We start from the raw sequence: 24,494 nt of genomic DNA, 5'->3' as shown, positions 1-24,494 counted from the left end.
GGCTTGCTCCCGATGGCGGTGGATCAGTCACAAATGTCCTGACTGACACTCCCCCATCGGGGCATGGGTATCTACACAGCTGTGTAGCAGCCGACGGTAACCACGATGCGCAGCGAGCCGCTCTTGATCTTGATCTTGATCTGCTTTTGATCTCAGGCGCCCCGTTAAACCACGCTGGCCGGAATTCGACAGGGATTTGGGGGGTAAACCGGCAGGGATGCCGGTTTAGCCGCCCCGCGCCATGGATGGCGCGTGGCGGCGGCCCCCCAAATCCATGGCGGATTACGGGCACACCGAGCCTAAGCGAGGTGCCGAGTGGTGGGGCAAGAGCGTTTGGTTACTTTGCGCTTTTCAAAGTGACCCGCTGTAAAAGCGGAACCAATAGCAGCCGTTACCTAAATAACGGATATGTACTCGGTCTGATCCAACATCCTGGTCAACTGTCAGGTCGCCATCGGGGGCAAGCCCCCTCCCACATTTGGATCGTAGGGCATCAGTTAGATAGCTATAGGCTGTCAGGTCGCCAGCGGGAGCAAGCCCCTCCCACATTGCACCCAGTGGCTGCCTCAGAATTGATAGCTATACCCCACCCCCGCCGAACGCCCGCGCCCCGGCATCCCGGTCAGCACCGTATCAGTGGAATACGCGCCATACAGGTCATACCGCGCATCCAACAAGTTATCGCCCCACAGATATACCTCCGACCCCCCACTCTCTACTCCAAGGTGCAAGTCCAGCTTGGCATAGCCCTTGAGATCGTAGTGATTCTGCGGATCAGCCGGGCGGTTTTTCTGTACGCGGTAGTTGAGCAAGGTGTTCAAGCGCGGCGCGGGCAAGCCCAGCAGTTCACCCAAAGGCTTCTTCCAGGCCACACTGAAGTTTCCACTCCACAACGGCACATCCGGCACGCGGCTGCCCTTGGCCACATCACCACCGGAAACACCCGGCGCATCGGAGGTGACCACCGCGTTGGTGTAGCTGATGGCACTGCCCAAGGTCAGTGCATCGGTGACATGCCAGGTGCTCGACAACTCGGCGCCTTTGCTGCGGGTATCAGCATTCACTGCGCTGACTGCCAGGGATGTGAAGTCATAACCCAGCAAGTGATCATCCTGCACACGCGTAATGAACAACGCGCCTTCCAGGCTCAGTGCGCCGCCTTCGCTTTCATGCTTGAAGCCGACCTCGGCGGAGTTCACCTTGGCCGCCTTGTAGGGCTCGCTGTCCTTGATCGAGGTGGCGTAGTCGTTAAACCCGGCCGACTTATAGCCCCGCGACAACACCGCATACACATTGGTCTGCGGCGTCCACGCGTAGTTCAGGGCCACGCGCCCGGTGTTGTAATCGTCCTGCAAGCGTCGGCTGTCGCTGACCAGCTTGCCGCCACCGCTGTAGTCGGCGCCGTAGGTCTTGCGGTCCCAGGTGTGGCGCAGGCCAGTAGTGAGTTTCCAGTCTTCGGCAATCGGGAAGGTGACTTCGCCGTAGGCGGCATAACTGTTGGTGGTGAAGTCGCGCAACTGCTTCGCGCCGTTGGTGAAGTTGTTGGAGTCAAAGCTGCGCTCGGAGCGCGACAGGTTCACCCCGGTCACCCAGAACACCTCGGCATCCGCCAGCGAACCCAGGCGCAGGTCCTGGCTCCAGACCCGCTCGTGGGCCGAGTCTTCGATCAGGTATTCAAACGGTTGACCATACAGCGCCTGGGTGATGTTGCGATCATAACCCTTGACCGCATTGAAGTCGGTGCTGGTGTAGGCGCTGATCGAGGTGATCCGGGCCTGGGCCAGGTCATGGTTGAGCTCGAAGGAATAACGCTCGTTGGTCTTCTTGTTGCCATTGAACGTACCCGGGGTGTAATCGAGACTCGGGCGATTGCCGAACGGGCGCAGGATCTCCGAGCCGGCATAATGATCGGCGCGCTGGCGCTCTACGGTCAGCAGGCCGTTGGTCCCTTCATCGTTGTCCCACAACAGGCTGCCGCGCAATGCCAGGTCGCGGGGCTTGGTCAGGGGGTCGCCATCCTGCTGGTCATCGACCCAGTTATCAAAGCCGCTGCGCCGCACGGCAAGTCGCCCGGCCAGGGACTCGGTCAGCGGCCCGCCCACTGCGCCCTCGGTCATGAACTGGCCCTGGTTGCCCACTTCGCCGCGCACATAGCCTTCCAGCTCACGGGTGGGTTTGCGGGTGGTGATGTTAATCGCGCCGGCCTCGCTGTTACGTCCGAACAACGTGCCTTGCGGCCCCTTGAGCACTTCCACTTGCTGCACGTCGAGGGTGGCCATTGCCGCGTTGCGCACCGACATCGGCACGCCGTCCACGTTCAGCACCACCGAGCCGTCATCCATGCTCATCTGGTTCAGCGAGCCGACCCCGCGGATGCGCACGTTGGCGTCGTTGGCGCCGCCCCAGGAGTTCACATCCACCCCCGGCGTGGTGCGCAAGGCATCTTCCAGGGTGCGTAACCGCCGGGTCTCAAGCGTTTTCCCATCAAGCACCGAGAGACCGAATGGAATGTCCTTGGCACTTTCCTGGTTCAACCGCGCACTGACTGTCACCGGCGCCAGCTCGATGGTCTCGCTACTGGCGGCGGGTTGATAGTCAGCAGCATAGGCCGTGCACATCTGGCTGGACAAGGTCAGCGCCATGGCTTGGGTCAATACGTTGGCGCGCCAACCGAAAGGACGACGCAGCGGCTGGATAGACAGTTCAGATGACATGGCAAAGCTCCAAAAGACAGGGATGATTCAACTTCATTGCACAGGCCCCCAGCGCTTGAGCGCGGCGGCAATCACAGGATCGGAGGGCGCGCCCAGCAGGCCCTGGATCGCAGTTGGCCATCCCTGGCCGTTACGGACATCGGCGGTCAGCGCCGTGAGCTGTTCGGGAGTTTGCCCGGCGACCCAGTCAAGGCTGACCAGTGCGGCATAACTGGCGGCCCACCCCTGTTCGCGGGCATCGGCCAGGGTGCCGACGGGCTCACCGTCGTTGCCCAGGGCACGGGTCAGGTCGTCGGCCATCAGCTTGACCAGCGCTGCACGGGCATCAGCACCATCGATGTCCTCCACACACAGCAGGCCCAGCGCACCTGCCACACCCTGGCTGAGCCACAGGTAGCCGGGGGTTTGGCGCAGGTTGCTCGCCTCGACCAGCGATTGGCGGGCAAGCAGTTCGGCGATATGGGCACGGCGCGTCCAGCGCCCGACGCCTGTCGGCGCCACGTCCCAATTGGGTGACTGGCCAAGCAGTAAATGGCCATGACTCAGACGGCTGGCACCCATGCCGACAGGCCACTGACTCAGTTGTTCGACGCTGGGACGGCTGCCCAGGCGCCGCGCCACACAGGCGCTCATCGCGTCCAGGTCCTCCTGCACTTCACGGGCGGTGTTCTCGCGGCTGATATCCTTCTGAGCCGACGTGGCATAGGCAAAGTCCAGCGGCCCCTCACTGCTGCCGGTAATGGCCTGGCCATCGACCTCAAGCTGCCATTGCCAGTGCCCGGCCGGTGCAACGGCATCCACCGCCACCGCAGCGCCCGTCGGCAACCGGGGCACCGCTGTCGGCAACCCGGCTTCGCTGCGCTGGGCCGGTGCACGCAACAACCGCTCGCTGTCCAGGCCCAAGCGTGGCACCACACGGTGCGCTTGCAGCCACACACCCTGAGGCCCAAGCCAGAATGCTTCACCCTCGGCAGGCCAGCCGTCAGCACTCACCGTCCAGTTCAACACCACCTGACAACCGCTCGCTGCGCACCCCTCCAACGGCACCCGCAGGTGCTCGGTGGCGTGTTCAAACACAACGGGGCGCCCCATCACGCTGACCGCGGTCACCTGCATACCCGGTGGCAACTCGGCATCGAGGCCGGTAGTGAGCACCCCATCCAACGTCCACTGGCCCACCACCTGCCGGGCGGCCGAATCGACCTGCACCTGCAACTGCCCGCCCGCCACCTGCCAGGCACTCGCCCCGGGCAGCCAGCGCCGTTCCCAGTCGGCGCGTTCGGCGCGTTGCTCGGCGACAGACTGGTAATCGCCCTGCTCCACCAAATGCCGCTGCAACAACACGCCGCTGCCAAGCAAGCCGACAGCACCCAGAGCCAGCAACACACCGGGCAAGCCGAGCAAACCGCGGCGCACGTCGCTCAATCGACGACGCTCCGGCCCACGGGGCAAGGCCAGTGCCGCGATCGCGAGCATGACCAGGCAACCGGCCAGTTTCCAACCGGCCAAGGTCGTCAGAAACGCCAGCCACGGCGCCCAGCCGGTCAGCAGCGACACGCTCACATGCGCAGGAATCGCCATGGCATAGGCCGGATAGGTGACCAGGCCCAACTCATGGTTGAGTACCAGGAAAAACGTCAGCAGCATCGAGGCGGCATACGCCAGCCCGGATCGGCGGATCAGCGCATGCACCAGCACTGTGAGCATCGCCAGCTCCACCAATGGAGGCGCGAACACCAACGCCTGATACACCAGCACAAAGCCCGGCGCCAGGCTGTCGGGCGCGGCAATCGCACTGATCAGCAAGCTGGCCAGGCCCGGCACCAGCGCAAGCGTCAGGGTCGCCAGCAGCACACAAGCCACCCGCCCCAGCAATCGCAACCACGCCGGGGCCGCAGTTGCCTGCAACATAGCGCCAAACCCTTCGACGTCATCGCGTCGGCACACCAGCCCAACCAGCGCCGCAACCATAAAGGCCATCACCAGGAACAACGCACTCGACAACAACGGCAGGGTCAGGTCCGCCCGGGGCACCATCGGTCCTCGCGCATGCCACACGCCGTGGACAAAGCCACTGAGCACACCCATCACCAACAGCAAGCCGAGCGCCACCCACCAGAGGCGCCGGGCAAACAGCTGGCGTACCTGCCAACGTGCCTCATACCACAGGGCGCGCGACCATTGGCTATGGGTCAGCGGGCCAGGCAAGGTCACTGCGCCTGCCAGTAACATCGGCGGCTCCGCCAGCACTGCCCCGCTGCGTTTGCCCATCAAGCCCTGGCGCGTGGTGCGCGCCAATACAGCGGCCAATAACAGCAGCGGCACAACACACCACAACAGCCGGTTAAGCCAGAACCCCGGGGTCAAGGCCAACAGCGATTGGGATTTCTGCGCGGCGCTCCAGGTCTCGACCTGGGCCTGGGCAAAGGTGAACAGCGACGGGTCCAGGCTGGCAGCCAACAGCGGGTTTATATGCCCCCCCTTGAGCACCACCACGGCAAACATCCACAGCAGCATCAACACCGTCGCCAACCCAAACGGTGCCGCCAGGCCACGACTGCGCAAGGCCAGCAGGTAATACAAGGCCCCAACCCCGGTGCTGACCGGCAACAGCAACGCAACCCAGGCAAACCCCAGCGCCGACCACATCGGTGCACCGATACTCGCGGCCGGCACCCAGCCGAGCCAGCCCAGTACCGGGCTGACCAGAAAGCCCACGATCAGCGAACTGGCGAGCAAGCCACCCACCAGCGCCGCGCCGATAAAGCGCCCCCACAGCAGCGCCGGCAGCGACAGCGGCAAGGCCAGCAGCACCTCTTCCAATTGCGCCTCGCGGTCGCGCAGTGCCGGTTGGGCGAACACCCAGGCCCAGGCGAAAAACAGGAAAAACATGCACCCGCACGACATCAGGTAGATCAGGCTCGGCGCATTGCGTGCGATGTCGCTGGCGCCCATTTTCTGCACATAGTCGGCATTGGTCAGGGACATCAGCAAATAGCCGGTGAGGCCCAGGAACACCAGGAGTGGAATGCCGCTGCGCAGTCCGGCGCGCACTTGCACCCAGGCCTCGCGCATCAAGAGAGCAAAGGTATTCATGCCGCGACTGCCTCGCCAGCCTGGGCCAGCGCCAGGTAATAGATGTCTTCCAGGCGCGGCGCGTGGGGCCTGAAGCGCGGGTCAGCCGGACGTTCGCCGTGCACGATCACGCGGCTGCCGTCGGGGCTCGCCGCCACATGCAAGGCGTCGGGCAGCGGCTCACCACGACCGAACGACGCCTCCCATAAACGGCCCTGCTCAGCCTCGAGCAAATCCGCCGGGCGCCCTTCGACAATAATCTGCCCAGCGGCCAGCACCGCCAGGCGGCTGCACAGGTTCTCGACGTCTTCAACGATATGGGTCGAGAGCAACACGATGGACTCGGCCGCCACATCCGCCAACACTCGGTGAAAACGGTTGCGCTCGGCCGGGTCGAGCCCGGCGGTCGGCTCATCGACGATCAGCAAGCGCGGCGAGCCGATCAGGGCCATGGCAATGCCGAAGCGACGCAACATGCCGCCCGAATACGTGGCCAACGCCCGGTGCGCGGCTTCCTGCAGGTTGACCTTGGCCAGCAAGCCCTCGACTTCCTCGCGGCGCTGGCGAGTGTCGGTACGCCCCTTGAGCCAGGCAAACCGATCAAGCAAATCCCGTGCACTCACTCCCGGATACGCCCCCAGCTGCTGTGGCAAGTAACCCAGGCGACGACGCAAATGCTCGGCATCGGCCAACACATCCACACCATCCAGGTGGATGCTGCCGGCGTCCGGCTGCTGCAAGGTCGCCAGGGTGCGCATCAGGCTGCTTTTGCCCGCGCCATTGGGGCCGAGCAAACCGTACATGCCCGGCCCCACATTCAGGTCAACGCCGCGCAGCGCCTCAACGCCATTGTTGTAGCGCTTGCACAAACCGCGCACCTGCAAACCCGAATCGACTGACATCCACAACTCCCTCAAGGACAAGCCCTGCAAAAGGGCGGCGAGCGACGGTAGTCAAGGGCGGCGGCGCGGCTCTACCCGATTCAAGTCATTTTCCAACCGTATCCCGCACGCTGATCGGCGTTATGCCCCACCCCTCACACGCCCGAAACCGCGCGAGGGAAACGGATACGGGGCAAAAACGATTCGATCCGGGTAGTCGAGACAATGAGAATGACTAGCATCTCCTTCCACGCAATTACCTGCCCCTCAGCGCCTGGGCCAACGCCGGTCCGGGCCCTAGCGATGAGAAGACGTTGAGCCATGGCCACTCCCAGCACCTCAACCCTAACCCTGCTGCGCCGTTCCCTGTCCGAAGCCCTGGGACAGCCTGCCGAGCAGATCCCTCTGGAGGCCAACCTGATCGAATGGGGCCTGGATTCGGTCACCCTGATCCGCCTGGCAGGCCAATGGCGGCGTCAGGGTCTGGCCGCGCGTTTCGCCGAGCTGGTGGCCGACCCGCGCCTGTGCGCCTGGCTGGCCCTGCTCGACACCGCGCCGGCTCCTGCCGCGCCCGTCAATCACAGCGCCGACGATGGCCAGCCCTTCGAACTGGCCCCCATGCAACATGCGTACTGGATCGGCCGTGCCCCTGGCCAGGCACTGGGTGGTGTGGCTGCACACTTCTATAACGAATTCGACGGTCACGACGTCGACCCGGCCCGCCTGGAAGCCGCCGTGCACGCCTTGTTGGCCCGCCACCCCATGTTGCGGGCGCAATTCCTCGACGATGGCCGCCAGCAGATCCTGCCCCGCAGTCCATGGCCGGGACTCAAAGTGCATGACCTGCGCCAGGCCGATGCCGAACAGCGGCAACACCATCTGCACGTCTTGCGCGCCGAACTTTCCCATCGCCAGTTGGCCGTGGAACACGGCCAGGTGCTGGACATCCAGTTATCACTGTTGCCCCAGGGCACGCGCCTGCACCTGAACCTCGACATGCTCGCCGCCGACGCCTTGAGCCTGCGTACCCTGCTCGGCGACCTGGTGCAGTTGTACCGCCTACAGCCGCTGCCCGCGCTGGATTACAGCTTCCCCCGTTACCTGGCCGACCTGCGCCTGGAGCACGCCAGCCCCGAGCACCGCGAGCGCCATCGACACGCCCGCGACTACTGGTTGCAGCGCCTGGACGCCTTGCCCGGCGCCCCACGCTTGCCCATCAAGAGCCAGGGCGATGAGCGCCAGGTGCGCCGCCGTCACCACTGGTTGTCGGCGTCCCAACGCCAGGCGTTCGAACGCCACGCCCGCGAGCACGCCCTGACCCCGGCCATGGCCCTGGCCGCGGTGTTTTGCGAAGCCCTTGGCGCCTGGTGCGAGACGCCTGAGCTGCTGCTCAACCTGCCGCTGTTCAACCGTGTGCCTTTGCATACCGATGTCGAGCGCCTGGTCGGTGACTTCACCTCCTCGATCCTGCTGGCCTGGGACGGCCGCATGACCGGCACCTTCGCCGCCCGAGCCACGGCGCTGCAACGACGCTTTCATGGTGATGCCGCACACAGTGCGTTTTCCGGCCTTGAGGTGTTGCGTGAACTGTCCCGCCATCGCGGCGAGCAAGTGCTGGCGCCGGTGGTGTACACCAGCGCGCTGGGCCTGGGGGAACTGTTCGCCGAGGGCGTGCAGGAGAGTTTCGGCCAGCCGGCCTGGATCATTTCCCAGGGCCCGCAGGTGTGGCTGGACGCCCAGGTCACCGAGCTGGACGGCGGCATTCTGGTCAACCTCGACGCCCGCGAAGGGTTGTTCGCCGAGGGCGTGCTCGATGGCCTGTTCGATGCCTATACCGGCCTGTTGCAGCGCCTGTGCCATGACGCTGCGGCCTGGGATCAGACGGTGCCGGCGCTGCTTCCCGCCAGCCAGCTTGACGTACGCCGCGCCACCCAAGGCCAGCGCACAGCATTACCGGTGACACGCCTGCACGAAGGTTTTTTCACCCTGGCGCAGTTGACGCCCGCCCGGCCCGCACTGCTGCACGGCAACCACATCATCAGCTACGGCGAGCTGGCCGAGCGAGCCCTCGCAGTCGCCGCCTACCTCGAAGGCCAGGGCGTGCAGCGCGGTGACATCGTGGCGTTGCAACTGCCCAAAGGCCCCGAGCAGGTGATCGCCGTGCTGGGCATCCTGGCGTGCAGCGCCACCTACCTGCCCATCGGCGCCGACCAGCCCGAGGCGCGTTGCCGCAAGATCTGCCAGTCGTCCGGCGCACGCTTGTTGCTCACTCGCTTGCCGCACACCGACACCGCGTTGCAGGCGCCGCGCCCCGGTGCGATCAGCGACCTGGCCTATGTTCTTTATACCTCCGGTTCCACCGGTGAGCCCAAGGGCGTGGAGGTCAGCCACCTGGCCGCAGCCAACACCCTGGAAGACCTGCAACGGCGTTTGCAGCTCAATGGCGAAGACCGAATCCTGGCGCTCTCCGCGCTGGAATTCGACCTGTCGGTGTTTGACCTGTTTGCCGCGCTGGCCAACGGCGCTGCGGTGATCCTGATCGAGCCCCAAGCGCAACGCGACGCCCCACGCTGGCGTGAACTGGCCGTGCAGCACCGCGCCACTGTGCTCAATTGCGTGCCGGCGCTGCTCGACATGTTGCTGGGTTGCGCCGACGCCCCACTGCCCCTGCGCGCTGTATTGCTCGGTGGTGACAAGGTCGCGCCGCAGTTGGCGCCACGTCTGTGGGCCCAGGCGCCCGGTTGCCGCTTCATGGCCCTGGGCGGCGCAACGGAAGCGGCGATTCACTCGACGCTGTTCGAAGCCGCCCCCGGCCAGGCACTGCACTGGCATTGCCTGCCCTACGGCAAGCCGCTGGATAACGTCAGCCTGCGCATCGTCGACCGGCATGGCCATGACTGCCCGGATTGGGTGGCCGGTGAACTGTGGATCGGCGGCGCCGGGGTGGCCGAGGGTTACCGTGGCGACCCGGTACGCAGCGCCGAACGATTTGTGCAGTACCAGGGCCTGCGTTGGTACCGCACCGGCGACAGTGCGCGCTACCACCCCGACGGCACGGTCGAGTTTCTGGGGCGCACAGACTTCCAACTCAAATTGCATGGCTACCGCATCGAAGCCGGTGAAGTAGAACAGGCGCTGCTGGCGTGCCCCGGCGTCGAACAGGCGGTGGCGCTGCTGGTCGGCCAGCACCTGGCAGCGGCGGTGCGCCTTGCAAATGGCCCGGAGCAGCCCACAGTGCTGGAGCTGCCGGACCTGGCCGAGCGCCTGCCGGCCTATATGATTCCCAGCCTGATTCTCGGCTGCGCGCAGTGGCCCCTGACAAGCAATGGCAAGGTGGATCGCAACGCACTCAACGGCTGGCTGGCCGACCACAGCAGCGCCGTCCCTGCCCAGCTGTCGCCGCCCTGCGGAGCCATCGAACAACAGGTGGCCCGCGCCTGGCAGCAATTGCTCGGCTGTGGCGAGGTCTGCCGTGAGCACAACTTCTTTGCCCTCGGTGGCGACTCCCTGAGCGCCACGCGCCTGGTGCGCCTGCTGGCCGAACAAGGGCTGGGGGGCGCACGGATCGCCCAGGTGTTTGCCAAGCCGGTGCTGGCGCAGTTCTGCACAGGCCTGCATCAACAGGCCCAGGCCGAAACACAACGCACCGTGGTACCGGACCTCGACCAACGTCACGCGCCCTTCCCCATGACCGAGGTGCAGCAAGCCTACTGGCTGGGCCGCGACCCCAGCCTGGTATTGGGCGGCGTGAGCTGCCACTTCTACCGCGAATACGACGTCGAAGACCTCGACCTGCCACGCCTGCAACACGCATTGGCACGCCTGATCGAACGCCACGAAACGCTGCGCACGGTGTTCGACCACACAGGCCAGGCACGCATCCTCCCCCAGGTGCCCACCTTCGTGATCGGCCAGCGCTACGCCTGCCTTGAAGACCTGCGCGAACACTGTGCCCACCGCGTGTTCGATCCCGCCCAATGGCCGCTGTTCGATGTGCAGGCGGTGACCCAGGGCCGGCACACGCGGCTGGCGATCAGCCTGGACAACCTGATTCTTGATGCCCTGAGCATCCTGCGTTTCTATGCCGAACTCGACGCGTTGTACCGCGAGCCGACGCTGGCCCTGGCACCGCTGCAGCTTTCATTTCGCGACTATCAAGTGCAATCCCATGTGGAACCTGACGAATTGCACGCCGCGCAACAGTTCTGGCAGGAACGCCTGCCCACGTTGCCGCCGCACCCGCAACTGCCCCTGGCAACCGACCCCGCCAACGTGGGCCAACCGCGCTTCGAGCGCCTGCAGGGGCAGGTCAAGGCCGATGCCTGGCAAGCGATCCTGGCCAAGGCCCAGCAACACGGCCTGACTGCTTCGGCGGTACTGCTCTGCGCGTTTGCCGAAACCCTCGGGCGCTGGAGTGCGCGCCCCGACCTGAGTCTCAACCTGACCCTGTTTGACCGCCGGCCGGTGCATCCGCAGATCGATCAGGTCATGGGCGATTTCACCTCCCTGACCCTGCTCGGCTATGCGCCCAAGGTCGGCGAACGCTGGATCGACCGCGCACGGCGCACCCAGCAGCAACTCGGCGATGCGCTGGAACACCGCTGCATCGGTTCGGTGAACTTGCTGCGTCAACTGGCGCGGCAACGCGGCGAACAGCAGGTCAACATGCCGGTGGTCTTCACCAGTGCCCTGGGGGTGCCGGATGGCACCGCCGCACCGGTAGACGGGCCGTTCGCCCGGCAGGTATTCGGCCTGACCCAAACCCCACAGGTATGGCTCGATCATCAGGTGGTGGAAGCCGACGGCGGCATCGCCCTGAACTGGGACCGCGTGGTCGGCCTGTTCCCCGAAGGGCTGGTCGAAGCCATGTTCGACGCCTACCTGCGCAGCCTCCACTGGCTGGCCGAACACGCCTGGGACGACGCGCCGCCAGACTTGCTGCCCCTGGCCCAGGCGCAACTGCGCGCCCGCCTGAATGCTCCCGGCCCCGGCGTGCCGGGTGATCCGACCTTGCATCAGGGCTTTTTCCAGCACGCGCACCACGCCCCGCATCGCCCTGCGCTGTTGTGGGGTGAGCATGACAGCCTGAGCTACGGCGAACTGGCCGAACGGGCGTTGCGCATCGCCCGTAGCCTGATGGACGCAGGGGTGACAGCCGGTGACCTGGTGGCGGTCTCCCTGGCCAAGGGCCCGCAACAGATCGCGAGTGTATTGGCCGTGCTGGCCGCCGGCGCCGCCTACCTGCCAGTGGGTGTCGACCAGCCGTTGCAGCGTTGCCAACGCATTCTGCAACAGGCCGGCGTCAGCCTGATCCTCGCCGAGCACGACCCACAGCTGCCAGGCGTCAAGCATCTGAAGCCGTCCCAGGCGCAAAGCGCCGAACCGCTATCGGCACCGCTGGCCGTGTGCGCCAACCAACTGGCCTACGTGATTTACACCTCCGGCTCCACCGGCCAGCCCAAGGGCGTGGAAATCACCCACCGCGCCGCCATGAACACCGTGGCCGAGATCAACCGCTGCTACGGCATCGACGCGTCGGACCGCAGTCTGGCGCTGTCGGCGCTGGACTTCGACCTGTCGGTGTATGACGTGTTCGGCCTGCTCTCGGTGGGCGCGGCCCTGGTGTTGATCGACGAAGACCAGCGCCGCGACGCCCGCGCCTGGCTCAAGGCCCTGCGACACCACCGCGTGAGCCTGTGGAACAGCGTACCGGCGCTGCTCGACATGCTGCTGGAAGCCAACGCCCTTGAGCGCCAACCCCTGGCGCTGAAGGTGGCCCTGCTGTCGGGCGACTGGATCGGCCTCGACCTGCCGCAACGCCTGCGCCAACAAGCCCAGGATTGCCGCTTTATTGCCTTGGGCGGCGCCACCGAAGCGGCGATCTGGTCCAACCATTACGAGGTACGGCAACTGTTGCCGGGCTGGCGCTCGATCCCCTACGGCGTGCCGCTGGCGAACCAGGCTTACCGCGTGGTCGACGCCCTTGGCCGCGACTGCCCGGACTGGGTCACGGGCGAGTTGTGGATTGGCGGCGCCGGCGTCGCACGCGGCTATCGCCATGCGCCGCAATTGAATGCCGAGCGCTTTGTCGAGGGTTGGTACCGCACCGGCGACCTGGGCCGCTACCACCCAGGCGGGTTGCTGGAGTTTCTCGGGCGTGCCGACACCCAGGTGAAGATTCACGGCCATCGTATCGAGCTGGGGGAAGTCGAAGCCGCGCTGGCCCGTCATCCCTGCGTGAACCGGGCCGTGGTGCTGGTCGAGGATCAGCGCCTGCTGGCTGCTGTCACCGCCAGCACTTGCGCCGAGGTGCTGGCCAAGCATCTGGTGCAATGCCTGCCCGCCTATATGCGCCCGGAACACATCCTGGTGCTGGAACGCCTTCCCCTGAGCAGCAATGGCAAGGTGGATCGCCGTGCCTTGCTTGCGCCGTTGGCGGCAGCTGCCCGGTCCCACTGCGCCGTGGATGAAGCCCCGCTGAGCGCCGCAGAGCAACTGGTCGCCGAGCTGTGGCAGCAATTGCTCAACGTGCCCAGCGTGTCGCGCCACGACAATTTTTTCCGCCTGGGCGGCGACAGCCTGCTGGCCACGCGGTTTCTCGAAATGCTGCGCAGCCGTGTTGGCCTGGAATTGCCCATGGGCCAGTTGTTCGGCGCCGCCAGCCTGATGGAAGTGGCCCACGCGGTAGAGCGCCAACCCACCCCGCACACCGTTGAAGAGGGCGTCATCTGATGCCCGCGCAACCTGCCCTTATCCCAGGAGCTGCCCCCATGCCCGCCGCCAAACTGTTAAGCGAACTCAAGTCCCTGGGCGTCGAACTCTGGCCCCAGGATGGTCAACTCAAATTCCGCGCGCCCCAGGGCCTGCTCGACGCCGAGCGCCTGGCGCAACTGCGCGAGCACAAGCAGCAGATCCTGCACCTGCTGCAAACCCAGGAGCGGCCCCAGGTAATGGCCGACCCGGCACAGCGCCACGCGCCGTTCCCGCTCACCGATGTGCAGAACGCCTACCTGCTCGGCCGCCAGTCATCATTCGGCTACGGCAACGTGGCCTGCCACGGTTACCTCGAACTGAGCTGGCCGAGCCTCGACCTGCAGCAGGTCGAACACGCCTGGAACCGCCTGATTGCCCGGCACGACATGCTGCGCGCGGTGATCGCCAGCGAAGGCTCCCAGCGCGTGCTGGCCGAAGTCGCCCATTACCCGGTGGACGTCGCCGACCTGCGCGGCGCCACTCGTGAACAGCACCAGCACGCCGTGCAGCAGATACGTGAGGCCATGGAGCAGAAGCTCTACCCTACCGATATCTGGCCGCTGTTCGAATTGCGCCTGAGCCGCAGTGACAGCGGCGACACCCTGCACTTCTCCATGGACTCATTGATCGCCGACTGGGCCAGCGCGCAACTGCTGTTCAATGAACTGGAACAGCTACTGCACGACCCCCAGGCCAGCTTGCCCAGCCTGGACATCACCTTTCGCGACTACCTGCTGGCCGAACGGGGCCTGCTCGAAGGCAGCCGCCACCAACGCGACCGTGACTACTGGATGGCGCGTATCGATGAACTGCCCCCCGCCCCGCAACTGCCGGCGCCCCTGAGCGGCGAAGACACCAGCGTGCCACGCTTCCAGCGCCACTGCGCGCAACTCGACGCGCAACCATGGGCAGCCTTGAAAAGCGCCGCCGGCGCCCTCGGCCTCACCCCGTCCATCGTGGTGCTCAGCGCCTACGTCGGCACCTTGCAACGCTGGAGCCAGCAACCCACCTTCAGCCTCAATCTGACACTGCTCAACCGCTTGCCGCTGCATCCGCAAGTGGGTCAACTGGTGGGGGATTTCACCTCGGTCAGCCTGTTGCAGGTCAATGATCCCCAGGGCCAGGATTTCACCAGCCAGGCACGCCAACTGGGCAATCAACTGTTTGCCGACCTGGAGCACCGGCTGTTTTCCGGCATCCAGGTGATGCGCGAAATCGGTCGCCGGCGCGGGCGTGAAGCGGCGTCCATGCCGGTGGTGTTCACCAGTGCTATCGGCCTGGCGATCGAACCACCTCCCGCCAGCCAGCGACAGGTCGGCCACGGCATCACCCAAACTCCGCAGGTGACCCTCGACTGCCAGGTGATGGACGACGCGCAGGGTTTGCACATCCACTGGGATGTGCGCCAAGGCGTGTTCCCCGACGGCCTGATCGAAGACATGCAGCAGGCATTCGTCGCCGAGTTACAGTTACTGGCCCTCGACCCGGCCGCCTGGGACCACCCCATGCAAGTGCCGTTGCCGGCCTGGCAACAACGTGAGCGCCTGGCCGCCAATGCCACCGCCGCGCCGCTGCCCACCGGCCGCCTGCATGACAGCCTGCTGAGCATGGCCTGGGAACAGCCGCAGGCCCTGGCAGTGATCGATGCCCACGGCAGCCTGACCTACGCCGCCCTGATGGAGCGTGCCTTGGCAGTCGCTGCTGCCCTCAGCGCCGCCGGTTGCCGCGCCCAGGAACCAGTGGCGATCCTGATGCCCAAGGGCCGTGACCAAGTGGTGGCGGCCTACGGCGTGCTCCTGGCCGGCGCCGCCTACCTGCCTCTGGACAGCCATGCCCCGGCCGCCCGCCGCGACCGCGTGCTGCACAGCGCCAAGGTGCGCCACGTGCTCGGCCAGTCCCAGGCCCTGCCCCACACGCCACTGCCGGAGGGCCTGCACTGGCATGCCGTGGATCAACTGGCGCCGACCACTTCGGACTTCCCGGCACCGCACGGCAGCCCCGACGATCTCGCTTATGTGATCTACACCTCCGGCTCCACCGGTGAACCCAAGGGCGTGATGATCAGCCATCGCGCTGCGCTCAATACCGTGCAGGACATCAACCGGCGCTTTGCGGTCAACGCCGCCGACCGCGTGTTGGGCCTGGCGCAACTGAGTTTCGATTTGTCGGTGTATGACCTGTTCGGCCCCCTCGCGGTGGGCGGCACCCTGGTGCTGCCCGACCCGGCACGCGGCGCCGACCCGTCGCACTGGGCCGAGCTGGTGCAGCGCCATCAGGTGACTCTGTGGAACTCGGTACCGGCGCAATTGCAGATGCTGGCCCACTACCTGCAAGCCGAGCCGCGCCCCCTGGACAGCCTGCGCCTGGCGTTGTTGTCGGGTGACTGGATCGCGCTGAACCTGGCGCCGCAACTGCACGCGCTGTTGCCGGGCCTGGCCCTGGTGGCTCTGGGCGGCGCCACCGAGGCTTCGATCTGGTCCAACCTGCACCCCATCGGCGCAATTGACCCCGCGTGGCGCAGCATTCCCTACGGCTTGCCGCTGGCCAACCAGGGCTTTCGCGTGCTGGACAACCAATGGCGCGACGTGCCGACCTGGGTGCCGGGTGACCTGTACATCACCGGCGTCGGCCTGGCCCAGGGTTACCTGGGCGACCCGGCGTTGACTGAGGCACGCTTCTTTGCACACCCGCTCGACGGTCAGCGCCTGTACCGCACCGGTGACCGTGGCCGCTATCTGCCGGGGGGTGAACTGGAGTTCCTCGGCCGTAACGACGGCCAGGTCAAGATCCGTGGACATCGGGTGGAACTGGGCGAAATCGACGCCGCACTGCTCTCCACCCCGGGCGTGGACAGCGCGGTCAGCCTGTTCAGCGACGAACTGCTGGGCTTCGTCACGCCTGCGCGGGCCGAACCCGAACCGCTACCCGGCGCGCCGTTGCTGACGGCGGTGCAGCGCTACGCCGACAGCCAGGTCGGCAGCTTTGACCCCCAACAGGTACGCGACTATCAGGCGGACCTCAGTGGCGCAGCGTTGAGTTCGATGCTGGACGTGATGCTCAAGGCCAATCTATTCAGCGGCGCGTGGGCCGAACCGGATGCACCCACCATCCTGCAGGCCCTGCAAGCGCAGCCCCGCCATCACTGGCTGGTGCGGCGCTGGCTCGCGGCCTTGTGTGACGCGGGCCTGTTGCACCGTGAACAGTCCCGCTATCGCCTGCTCGACAGCGCGCCAAACCCGGCGCTGGCCTGGGGCCGGGTGGAACAGGCGGTCGCATCCGGGCTGTGCAGCCAGACGCTGCTCGACTACCAGCTCAACCACGTCGGGCAACTGCAAAAACTGCTGCGCGGCGATGTCAACCCGTTCGACCTGTTGTTCCCTCAGGGCGAGCAAGACCTGGCATTGCAGCTGTATGGCGGGGATGCCGTGTCGCGCTACAACAACCACAGCATCGCTGCGCTGATCAACCGCCTTGCTACCCACCACGAAGGCGACGGCCCGCTGCGCATCCTCGAAATCGGCGCGGGCACCGGCGCTACCAGTGCGCCGGTGATCAGCCTGCTCGATGGGCTCGAAGTGGATTACCTGTTCACCGACATGACCGCGTTTTTCCTGCCGGCGGCCAGGCAACGCTTTGCCGACCACGCCTGGGTGCGTTATGGCGTGCTGGACATCGATCAGCCCATCCGCCCCCAGGGCCTGGCCAGCAACAGCGTGGATATCGTGCTGTGCGCGGGCATGCTCAACAGCGTCAAGGACATCGACAACGCCCTCGGCCAGATCACCGAACTGCTCAGCCCGGGTGGCTGGCTGGTGTTCAGCGAGCCGACCGGCGAATGGCCGCCGATTCTGCTGACCCAGGGCTTCATGATGACGCCGTCAGGCGGCGATCACGACCAAGGCCGCAGCGGCTTGTGCAGCGCCGACACCTGGCGTGAGCGTATCCAGGCATTCGGCGGCGAAAGCCTGCCGGCCCTGCCCCACGCCGACCACCCGCTGGCGGCCCTGGGTATGCAAGTATTCGCCGCACGCTTCAAGGCCGGGTTCCAGCGTCTGAGCGTCGACAGCCTGCGCCGCGCTCTCGCGCAACGCCTGCCGGACTACATGCTGCCGGCGCACGTACAAGTACTCGACCGCCTGCCCTTGACCGCCAACGGAAAGGTCGACCGCAAGACCCTGGCCAACTGGCGCCCCGCCGTGGATACCCAAGCCGCCAGCAGCGAGCAGTTACCCAGTGACCCACTTACCGCGCAGCTGTGCCAAGTGTGGGCCGAGGCCCTGGGCCTGGGGCAGATCGGCGCCGACGACAGCTTCTACGAAAAAGGCGCCGATTCGCTGATCCTCGCCCGCGTCGCTGGCCAGTTGCGCGAACAACTGCCCCAGGCGCAACGCCTGAGCTACGACACCCTGTTGCGGCAGATGCTCAACGAGCCGACTGTCAGCGCACTGGCGCGCCTGCTCAACCATGGAGAAAGCGCACCGTCTGCGGTCAATCCCGGCCAATCCCAGCGTTCATCCAACAGCAACGCGTTGGTGGTGCCCTTTGGCGGCGGCGACGTCGGCCCGGTGCGGGTGATGTTCCACGCGGCCCTCGGCACCCTGGATTATTTCCAGCACCTGGGCCGCTCACTCGCCGCTCAGCAGGCCGGCCCGGTGATCGGTTTTGCGGTGGCCGACACCGCGCAGTACCTGGCCCTGGAACCCAAGCGCCTGATCGAAAGCGTGGCCCAGGACTACACCGAACGCTTGATCGCCGACGGCCATCAGCGCTTCCAGTTGATCGGCTACTGCCTGGGCGGCCTGCTCGCCACCGAAGTCGCCCGGCGCCTGCTGGAACGTGGCATGGAAGTGGTGGACCTGAGCCTGATCGACAGTATCCCGATGTTTATCGACACCGACGAAGAGCTGGCCTATGAGGCGATCTTCGTGCCCAACCTCAACCTGGACCCGGTGAAAACCGTGTTCGGCGCGCATATCGAAGACTACGACGTGTACCGCGCCATCGACCTGCTGATGGCCCGCGACAACCGCCGCGTACCCGCCGGGGCCATGGCTGCCTTGGGCGGCGACCCGGGCCTGGAGGCGCTGGCATTGGCGGTGCAGCAACAGTCGGCGCGCAGCCAGGAAGAACGCCTGGCCGAGTATGCGCGCCTGGCGTCCGGCCAGGCCGGGGTGCCCATCGGCCCGGAGCTGGTGCCCACGCTGTTCCGCGTATGCCGCCACAGTATGCGGGCGGCACGGTTCGATCCGCCGCCGTTCCTCGGCAACATGACCTACCTGCGCTGTCTGGAGCAGCAATCGTTCGGGATCACCGGCGGCGTCGGCCATCTGGCGGCGCCGTTCTGGGAGGACGCGTGCCTGGGGCAATTCAACCTGATCGACGTGCCGGGCAACCATTTCAGCGTCATCGAGCCACCCCACGTGCACACCGTCACCGCGCACCTGCTTGAGGCCCTTCGGAAAAACTCATGAGCACCGCACTCGATACCCTCAAACGCCCGGTCAACCGCCTGATCCGCCTCGGTGTGGTATTCGCCGCCGTCGGCGCACTGGTCAACCTGGTGCCCTTTATCGGCCTGACCGAACTGGGCCGCTTGCTGCTGGCCGGCAATGCCCACAGCCACACGTTGTGGCTGTGGGCGGCGCTGGTAGTGGTCGCCCTGAGCCTTGGCTGGATGGCCAGCGGCGTCGCGCTGTGGCTGACCCACCTGGCCGACCACCGCCTGCAATCGAGCTTGCGCGAAGCCATGGTGCGCAAGCTGGGGCGCGTGCCGCTGGGCTGGTACACCGACACCACCTCCGGCGCGGTGCGCAAAGTGGTGCAGGACGACCTGGAAGACCTGCACCACCTGGTTGCCCATCACGCAGTGGAAGTAACGGCGGCGATAGTCACCCCGCTGGCAGGGCTGATCTGGTTGGCCACATTGAACTGGCGCCTGGCGCTGCTGGCGGTGCTGACCCTGCCGATCTACGCGGTGGCCTACAGCCTGATGATGCGCGGCTTCGGCGCCAAGATGCAGTTGCTCGACAAGAGCATGACCCGGGTCAGCGCGGCGATTGTCGAGTTTGTCCACGGTATTGCCGTGGTCAAGGCGTTCGGCCAGGTGGGCCAGGCCCATCGCAGCTATCAGCAGGCGGTCGACCAGTTCAGCACGCAATACGCTGGCTGGGTGCGGCCGCTGCTGCGCCTGGAAGCGTTTTCATCGATGGCCCTGAGCGTGCCGGTAATTCTGTTGGTGAGCCTGGGGGTGGGCAGCCTGTTGCTGGCCCAGGGCTGGATTACAGCGCTGGAGTTGTTCGCCGAAACCCTGGTAGCCGTGGTGATTCCGCAGTCGTTGCTGGTGATCAACCAGAGCCTCACCGCCCAGCGCACTGCCCTCGCGGCCGCCGACCGCATCGAGGCGCTGCTTGAGGTTGAGGAACTGCCCACACCCAAGGTGTGCAGGATGCCCCAGGGCAGTGATATTCGCTTTGAACAGGTACAGTTCGGCTATGACCCCGAGCACCTGATCCTCAATGGCGTCGACCTGCACTGCCCGGCCGGCAGCGTCACCGCGCTGGTGGGTGCCTCCGGCGCGGGCAAATCGACCCTGGCCAAGTTGGTACCGCGCTTTCACGACGTCAACGCCGGGCGGGTCTGCGTGGGTGGTGTGGATGTGCGCGAGATTGACCCGCGCCAGCTGTATCAACACGTTGGCTTTGTGTTGCAAGACGCGCAACTGGTGCACGGCACCGTCGCCGACAATCTGCGCCTGGGCCGCCCCGAGGCCAGCGATGCCGACGTCGAGGCCGCGGCACGCTCCGCGCAGATTCATCAACGCATCCGCGCCCTGCCCCGCGGCTATCAGTCGGTGATCGGCGAAGACGCGATTTTTTCCGGCGGTGAAGCCCAGCGCTTGTCCATCGCTCGCACGCTGTTGGCCGATACGCCGGTGCTGATCCTCGATGAAGCCACCTCCCACGCCGACCCCGAATCCGAAGCGCTGATCCAGGATGCCCTCTCTGCCCTGGCCCGCGGCCGCACGGTACTGGTGATTGCCCACCGTCTGGCGAGTATCTGCGGCGTCGACCAGATCGTGGTGCTCGACCAGGGCCGCGTGCTGGAAAACGGTACTCACGAGCAATTGCTGGCAGCGAACGGCACCTATGCCCGCCTGTGGCGCGCCGGCACCGAAACCACCGCCCCCGACCTGGAGATGTCCTTGTGATCCGCAGCCTCGTGACTTTATTGGGCCCGGCCCACGCCGCACGCCTGTACCGCTACCTCGCCTGGCTGGTGACCAGTGCCGTGTTGCAAGGGCTGGCCGTGGCGTTGCTGGTGCCGATCCTGCACGCGCTGTTTGCCGCTGACCTGCACAGCGCGTCCCTCTGGCTGGCTGGCCTGGCGGCGATGGTGGTGCTGACCTGCATCGCCCATTACCAGCAGGCCATGAAGGGCTTTGCCCTGGCGCTGCTGGTGTTGACCACCTTGCATGACCGCCTTGGCCAGCACCTGGTCAGCCTGCCGCTGGGCTGGTTCAACTCCGAGAAGGTCGGGCGTCTGTCGCGCAGTGCCACCAGCGGCACGCTGATGGTCACCGGCTTGTTTGCCCATTACCTGGGGCCGGTGGTGTCTGGCGTGGTAGTGCCGGCTACCGTGGCGCTGACCCTGTTCGTGTTCGACTGGCGCCTGGGCCTGACCGCCGCATTGTGCGCGCCGCTGATCTACTTCACCCATCACTGGTCGGCCGCCGCCATCGGCAGCAATGATGCGCGCGTGGAAGCCGCCGCGACTCTGGCCGGTAACCGCGTGGTCGAGTTCGCCCGCTACCAGCCAGTGCTGCGCGCCTTTGGTCGCACCCAGGACGGCTACGCGCCGTTGCAGGCCGCCAACCTGGCGCAGAAACACGCGGGCGGCTCGATGCTGTCGCAGACCTTTCCCAAGTTGCTGGCCGGTGGCCTGACCGTACAACTGGCGTTTGCGTTGCTGGTGGGCGTGGGCATCGCCCTGGCCGCCCATGGCGAAATCGACGCCATCCAGTTGGTCGCCTTGCTCGCGCTGGCGGCACGTTTTGTCGGGCCGCTGGCCGAAGCGGCGGCGCGCAGTGGTCTGTTACGCATGGCCGCTAACGACCTGGAGCAACTGGTGGGCATCCTGCGCGAGCCGCCGCTGCCGGAACCCGCGGTGAGCCAACCGCTGACGGCACCCGGCACCCTGGCCTTCGACAAGGTCAGCTTCGGGTACCCCAGCGGACCAAAGGTGCTGCATAACCTGACCTTCAGCGCACCGGCGCATTCGATGACCGCGATTGTCGGCGCTTCGGGCTCGGGCAAAACCACTGTCACCCGCTTGTTGATGCGCTTTTTCGATGCCAGCGAGGGCAGCGTCAGGGTTGGCGGTGTAGACGTACGCGAGCTGTCCAACGCAGCGCTGATGGCGCAGTTATCTCTGGTGATGCAGGACGTCTACCTGTTCGACGACAGCCTGGAGGCCAACATTCGCGTCGGCAACCCGGACGCCAGCGCCGAGCAAGTGGCCGGAGCGGCGCGATTGGCCGGTGTGGATGAAATCGTCGCGCGCCTGCCCCAGGGCTGGAACACCCCGGTAGGCGAAGGTGGCGCGGCGCTGTCCGGCGGCGAACGCCAACGGGTATCCCTGGCCCGGGCCCTGCTCAAGCGGGCGCCCATCGTACTGCTGGATGAAGCCACGGCAGCCCTGGACCCGCACAACGAAGCCTTCGTGCAGACGGCGATTCACGCCTTGATGCAAAACGCCACAGTGCTGGTGATCGCCCATCGCCTGCCCACCATCATGGCCGCCGACCAGATACTGGTGCTGGATGAGGGCCGATTGGTGGAATCGGGGACGCACGCACAATTACTTGCCCAAAACGGTCGCTACGCCGGGTTCTGGCATGACCGCCAGCGCGCCGGCGGCTGGCGCTTGAAAGCCGAGGCGCAGCCATGCTGATCGGGGTGTTGGGCGCCAGTGGCGACGTGGGGCTGGCCAGCGCCAAGGCGTTGTTGACGCTGGGAGTGAACGAGCTGCGCCTGGGTGGGCGCGATGCCGCCAAGGGCGCGCACTGCGTGCAGGTTCTCCAGCAGCAATGGCCCCAAGCCCGTTTGCAATGGGCCGAAGTGGACTTCAACGGTGCCGAGGCTTTGGCCACCTTCGCCCGCGGTTGCGATGTGCTGCTCAACTGCGCGGGCCCCTCGTGGCGCGTGCAGGACCGTGCCGCGCTGGCAGCGTTGCAGGCCGACGCCCATTACGTCGACGCCGCCGGTCATATGCACCTCGACCCCGCCCAATGGCGTGGCCGCTGCGCGATATTGGGCGCAGGCCTGCAACCGGGGTTCACCGGCCTGCTGCCGCGCTGGCTGGCCGAGCAGGAATTCACCCAGGTGCGCAGCCTGACCAGCTATTTCGGCTTGCGCGATCACTTCACCGCCGTGGCTGCCGACGACTTTTTGCAAGGCGCGGTGGACGGTAGCAGCGAACCGCTGGCGGCCTGGCAACACGGGCGTCGCAGCCGCGCACTGCGGCGCCGGCGCGAGGTGTCGGTACCGTGCTTTCCCGGCTCGGTTCACCTGCTGCCCTACCTGAACCTTGAGGGTGAACGTCTGGCCATGGACCTGAACCTGGACGTCGGCCAGTGGTTCAACGTGATCACCGACGGCTACGTGCTCAAGGCGTTTGACCAGGCTCACGGCTTGCCAAGGGCAGAAGCGGTGCAGCGCTTGTGCGAAGCCAGCCGCCTGGATCTCAGCGGCCAGGCGCCCTTCGTCACCCTGCTGCTGCAACTGGAGGGCCTGCACGATAGCGAGGTCCGGACCCGCAGCCTGGTGCTCAGTGGCGCAGGCAATGCGGCGCTCACCGCAGCCATGGCCGTGATCACGGTGATCAGCGTGGTGGAGGGTGAGATCAGCGCCGGCTGCCATGAAGCGGCCCAGGCCCTGCCGCCCGCCGCCAGCCTGGAGCGCCTGCTGTGCACCTCGGCGATTCTTAGCTTGAACCTGTTGCACGGCCCGCTCGATCAACTGCATGTCGCCCAAGAAGGTTGCCTATGAACAACGCCCTGAACGAGCTGGAACACTTGAGCCTGGGCGTGATGGCCCAGGTGTTATTGCACAGCCAGGCGTTGCCGTTGCAGGCGTGGCGCACTGCCGAGCACATCAACCAGGCCCTGGGCACGGCGGCCCGTCATGCCTGGGTGGTACGCCGCTGGCTGGCCGCGTTGACCCGTGCCGGCCTGCTGCACGAGGAAGGTAAACGCCTGGGTTGGCAAGTGCCCCCCGATGACCCGCAAGTGGGTGAACTGCCGCGCCTGTATGCCGCATTGGGCTTTCCAGCGAGCATGGCGCGCCTGCATACCCAAGTGATCGAATGCCTGCCCGACCTGCTGCGCGATCAGTTCACCCTCACCCACTTGCTGATGCTTGGCGGGGACCCGGTGAAGGTGATGGGCACCTACCAGCACAACCACTTCACTGCGGCGATCAATCAAGCCTTGGGGGCCCGGGCGCGGCAAGTCAGCGCCGCTGCCGGGCCGCTGCAGGTGCTGGAGCTGGGCGGCGGCGCCGGTTGCACCACCGCTACGGTGCTGACGGCGCTGCAAGAACGCGAGAAGGATTATCGCTTTACCGACATCAGCTCGCTGTTCACCAGTGCGGCCCAGCGTCAGTTTCGTCTTGAGCCGGGGATGCAGTTCGGCCTGCTCGATCTCAATCGCCGCTTCAGCGACCAGGGCATAGCGCCTCGCAGCCAAGACCTGGTGATTGCCGGCAACGCACTGCACAACGCCCGCGACCTGCCCGACTGCCTCGGCCAGATCCGCACCAGCCTGCGCGATTGGGGCGCCTTGCTGTTTAGTGAATCCATCGCCGACAACCCGGCGATGCTGACCTTCATGCACCTGTTGCTGTCGCCGCCGGCCGATGCGCCGCTGCGTGCTGGCGATGAAGCCTTCATGGCCGTCGACGCGTGGCGCCAGGCCTTGCAGGTTGCAGGTTTTGAGTTGCTGGAGGTGTGGCCTGACGCGGGCGAACCGCTCGCTGCTGCGGGGCAGCGCTTGTTCCAGGCCAGAGGAGTTTGA

9 protein-coding genes are annotated in these 24,494 nt (G+C 66.0%); 6 read left to right on the top strand and 3 right to left on the bottom strand.

Annotation, left to right across the window (positions count from 1 at the left end; translation table 11 throughout):
- Positions 1-566 precede the first annotated feature (566 nt).
- From LJX92_RS10555 to LJX92_RS10545, 3 genes are read right to left on the bottom strand one after another with little or no spacing between them, the layout of a single operon-like run.
- Complete coding sequence (locus tag LJX92_RS10555) at positions 567-2,714, bottom strand: TonB-dependent receptor (protein WP_228309725.1); 2,148 nt, start codon at positions 2,712-2,714, stop codon at positions 567-569.
- 33 nt (positions 2,715-2,747) lie between these two features.
- Positions 2,748-5,810: a hypothetical protein gene (locus LJX92_RS10550; protein ID WP_228309724.1), complete on the bottom strand. Its 3,063-nt coding sequence runs from the start codon at positions 5,808-5,810 to the stop codon at positions 2,748-2,750.
- Positions 5,807-6,691, bottom strand: coding sequence for an ABC transporter ATP-binding protein (locus tag LJX92_RS10545; RefSeq protein ID WP_032876507.1), 885 nt, complete (start codon positions 6,689-6,691; stop codon positions 5,807-5,809). The genes LJX92_RS10550 and LJX92_RS10545 overlap by 4 nt, the downstream gene beginning before the upstream one ends.
- A 300-nt stretch (positions 6,692-6,991) precedes the next feature.
- Between LJX92_RS10545 and LJX92_RS10540 the strand changes: the two genes are divergently transcribed.
- Genes LJX92_RS10540 through LJX92_RS10515 form a run of 6 tightly spaced genes read left to right on the top strand, consistent with a single transcriptional unit; the run spans position 6,992 to position 24,494 of the window.
- Positions 6,992-13,402 (top strand): non-ribosomal peptide synthetase, encoded by a 6,411-nt coding sequence (locus LJX92_RS10540; protein ID WP_228309723.1) that lies wholly within the window; start codon positions 6,992-6,994, stop codon positions 13,400-13,402.
- Positions 13,403-13,440: 38 nt separating this feature from the next.
- Positions 13,441-18,894 (top strand): non-ribosomal peptide synthetase, encoded by a 5,454-nt coding sequence (locus LJX92_RS10535; RefSeq protein WP_228309722.1) that lies wholly within the window; start codon positions 13,441-13,443, stop codon positions 18,892-18,894.
- Positions 18,891-20,630, top strand: coding sequence for an ABC transporter ATP-binding protein (locus LJX92_RS10530; protein ID WP_216091180.1), 1,740 nt, complete (start codon positions 18,891-18,893; stop codon positions 20,628-20,630). Before LJX92_RS10535 ends, LJX92_RS10530 begins: the two co-directional genes overlap by 4 nt.
- Positions 20,627-22,372 carry an ABC transporter ATP-binding protein gene (locus LJX92_RS10525; RefSeq protein WP_228309721.1) on the top strand — a complete coding sequence of 582 codons (1,746 nt, stop codon included), beginning with the start codon at positions 20,627-20,629 and terminating at the stop codon, positions 22,370-22,372. Before LJX92_RS10530 ends, LJX92_RS10525 begins: the two co-directional genes overlap by 4 nt.
- Positions 22,366-23,469: a saccharopine dehydrogenase NADP-binding domain-containing protein gene (locus LJX92_RS10520; protein ID WP_228309720.1), complete on the top strand. Its 1,104-nt coding sequence runs from the start codon at positions 22,366-22,368 to the stop codon at positions 23,467-23,469. The genes LJX92_RS10525 and LJX92_RS10520 overlap by 7 nt, the downstream gene beginning before the upstream one ends.
- Positions 23,466-24,494, top strand: coding sequence for a class I SAM-dependent methyltransferase (locus LJX92_RS10515; RefSeq protein ID WP_228309719.1), 1,029 nt, complete (start codon positions 23,466-23,468; stop codon positions 24,492-24,494). Before LJX92_RS10520 ends, LJX92_RS10515 begins: the two co-directional genes overlap by 4 nt.

It is taken from the genome of Pseudomonas sp. HN8-3 (genome assembly GCF_020790195.1).
GTDB classification, from domain to species: domain Bacteria; phylum Pseudomonadota; class Gammaproteobacteria; order Pseudomonadales; family Pseudomonadaceae; genus Aquipseudomonas; species Aquipseudomonas synxantha_A.
Note: the sequence above shows the minus strand (reverse complement) of the source record. Positions and strands in the feature narration are given on the sequence as shown.

Coding starts and splice junctions, on each gene's coding strand:
- LJX92_RS10515 (WP_228309719.1), top strand. CDS start 23,466: ATGAACAACGCCCTGAACGAGCTGGAACACTTGAGCCTGGGCGTGATG.
- LJX92_RS10530 (WP_216091180.1), top strand. CDS start 18,891: ATGAGCACCGCACTCGATACCCTCAAACGCCCGGTCAACCGCCTGATC.
- LJX92_RS10550 (WP_228309724.1), bottom strand. CDS start 5,810: ATGAATACCTTTGCTCTCTTGATGCGCGAGGCCTGGGTGCAAGTGCGC.
- LJX92_RS10555 (WP_228309725.1), bottom strand. CDS start 2,714: ATGTCATCTGAACTGTCTATCCAGCCGCTGCGTCGTCCTTTCGGTTGG.
- LJX92_RS10545 (WP_032876507.1), bottom strand. CDS start 6,691: ATGTCAGTCGATTCGGGTTTGCAGGTGCGCGGTTTGTGCAAGCGCTAC.
- LJX92_RS10540 (WP_228309723.1), top strand. CDS start 6,992: ATGGCCACTCCCAGCACCTCAACCCTAACCCTGCTGCGCCGTTCCCTG.
- LJX92_RS10535 (WP_228309722.1), top strand. CDS start 13,441: ATGCCCGCCGCCAAACTGTTAAGCGAACTCAAGTCCCTGGGCGTCGAA.
- LJX92_RS10520 (WP_228309720.1), top strand. CDS start 22,366: ATGCTGATCGGGGTGTTGGGCGCCAGTGGCGACGTGGGGCTGGCCAGC.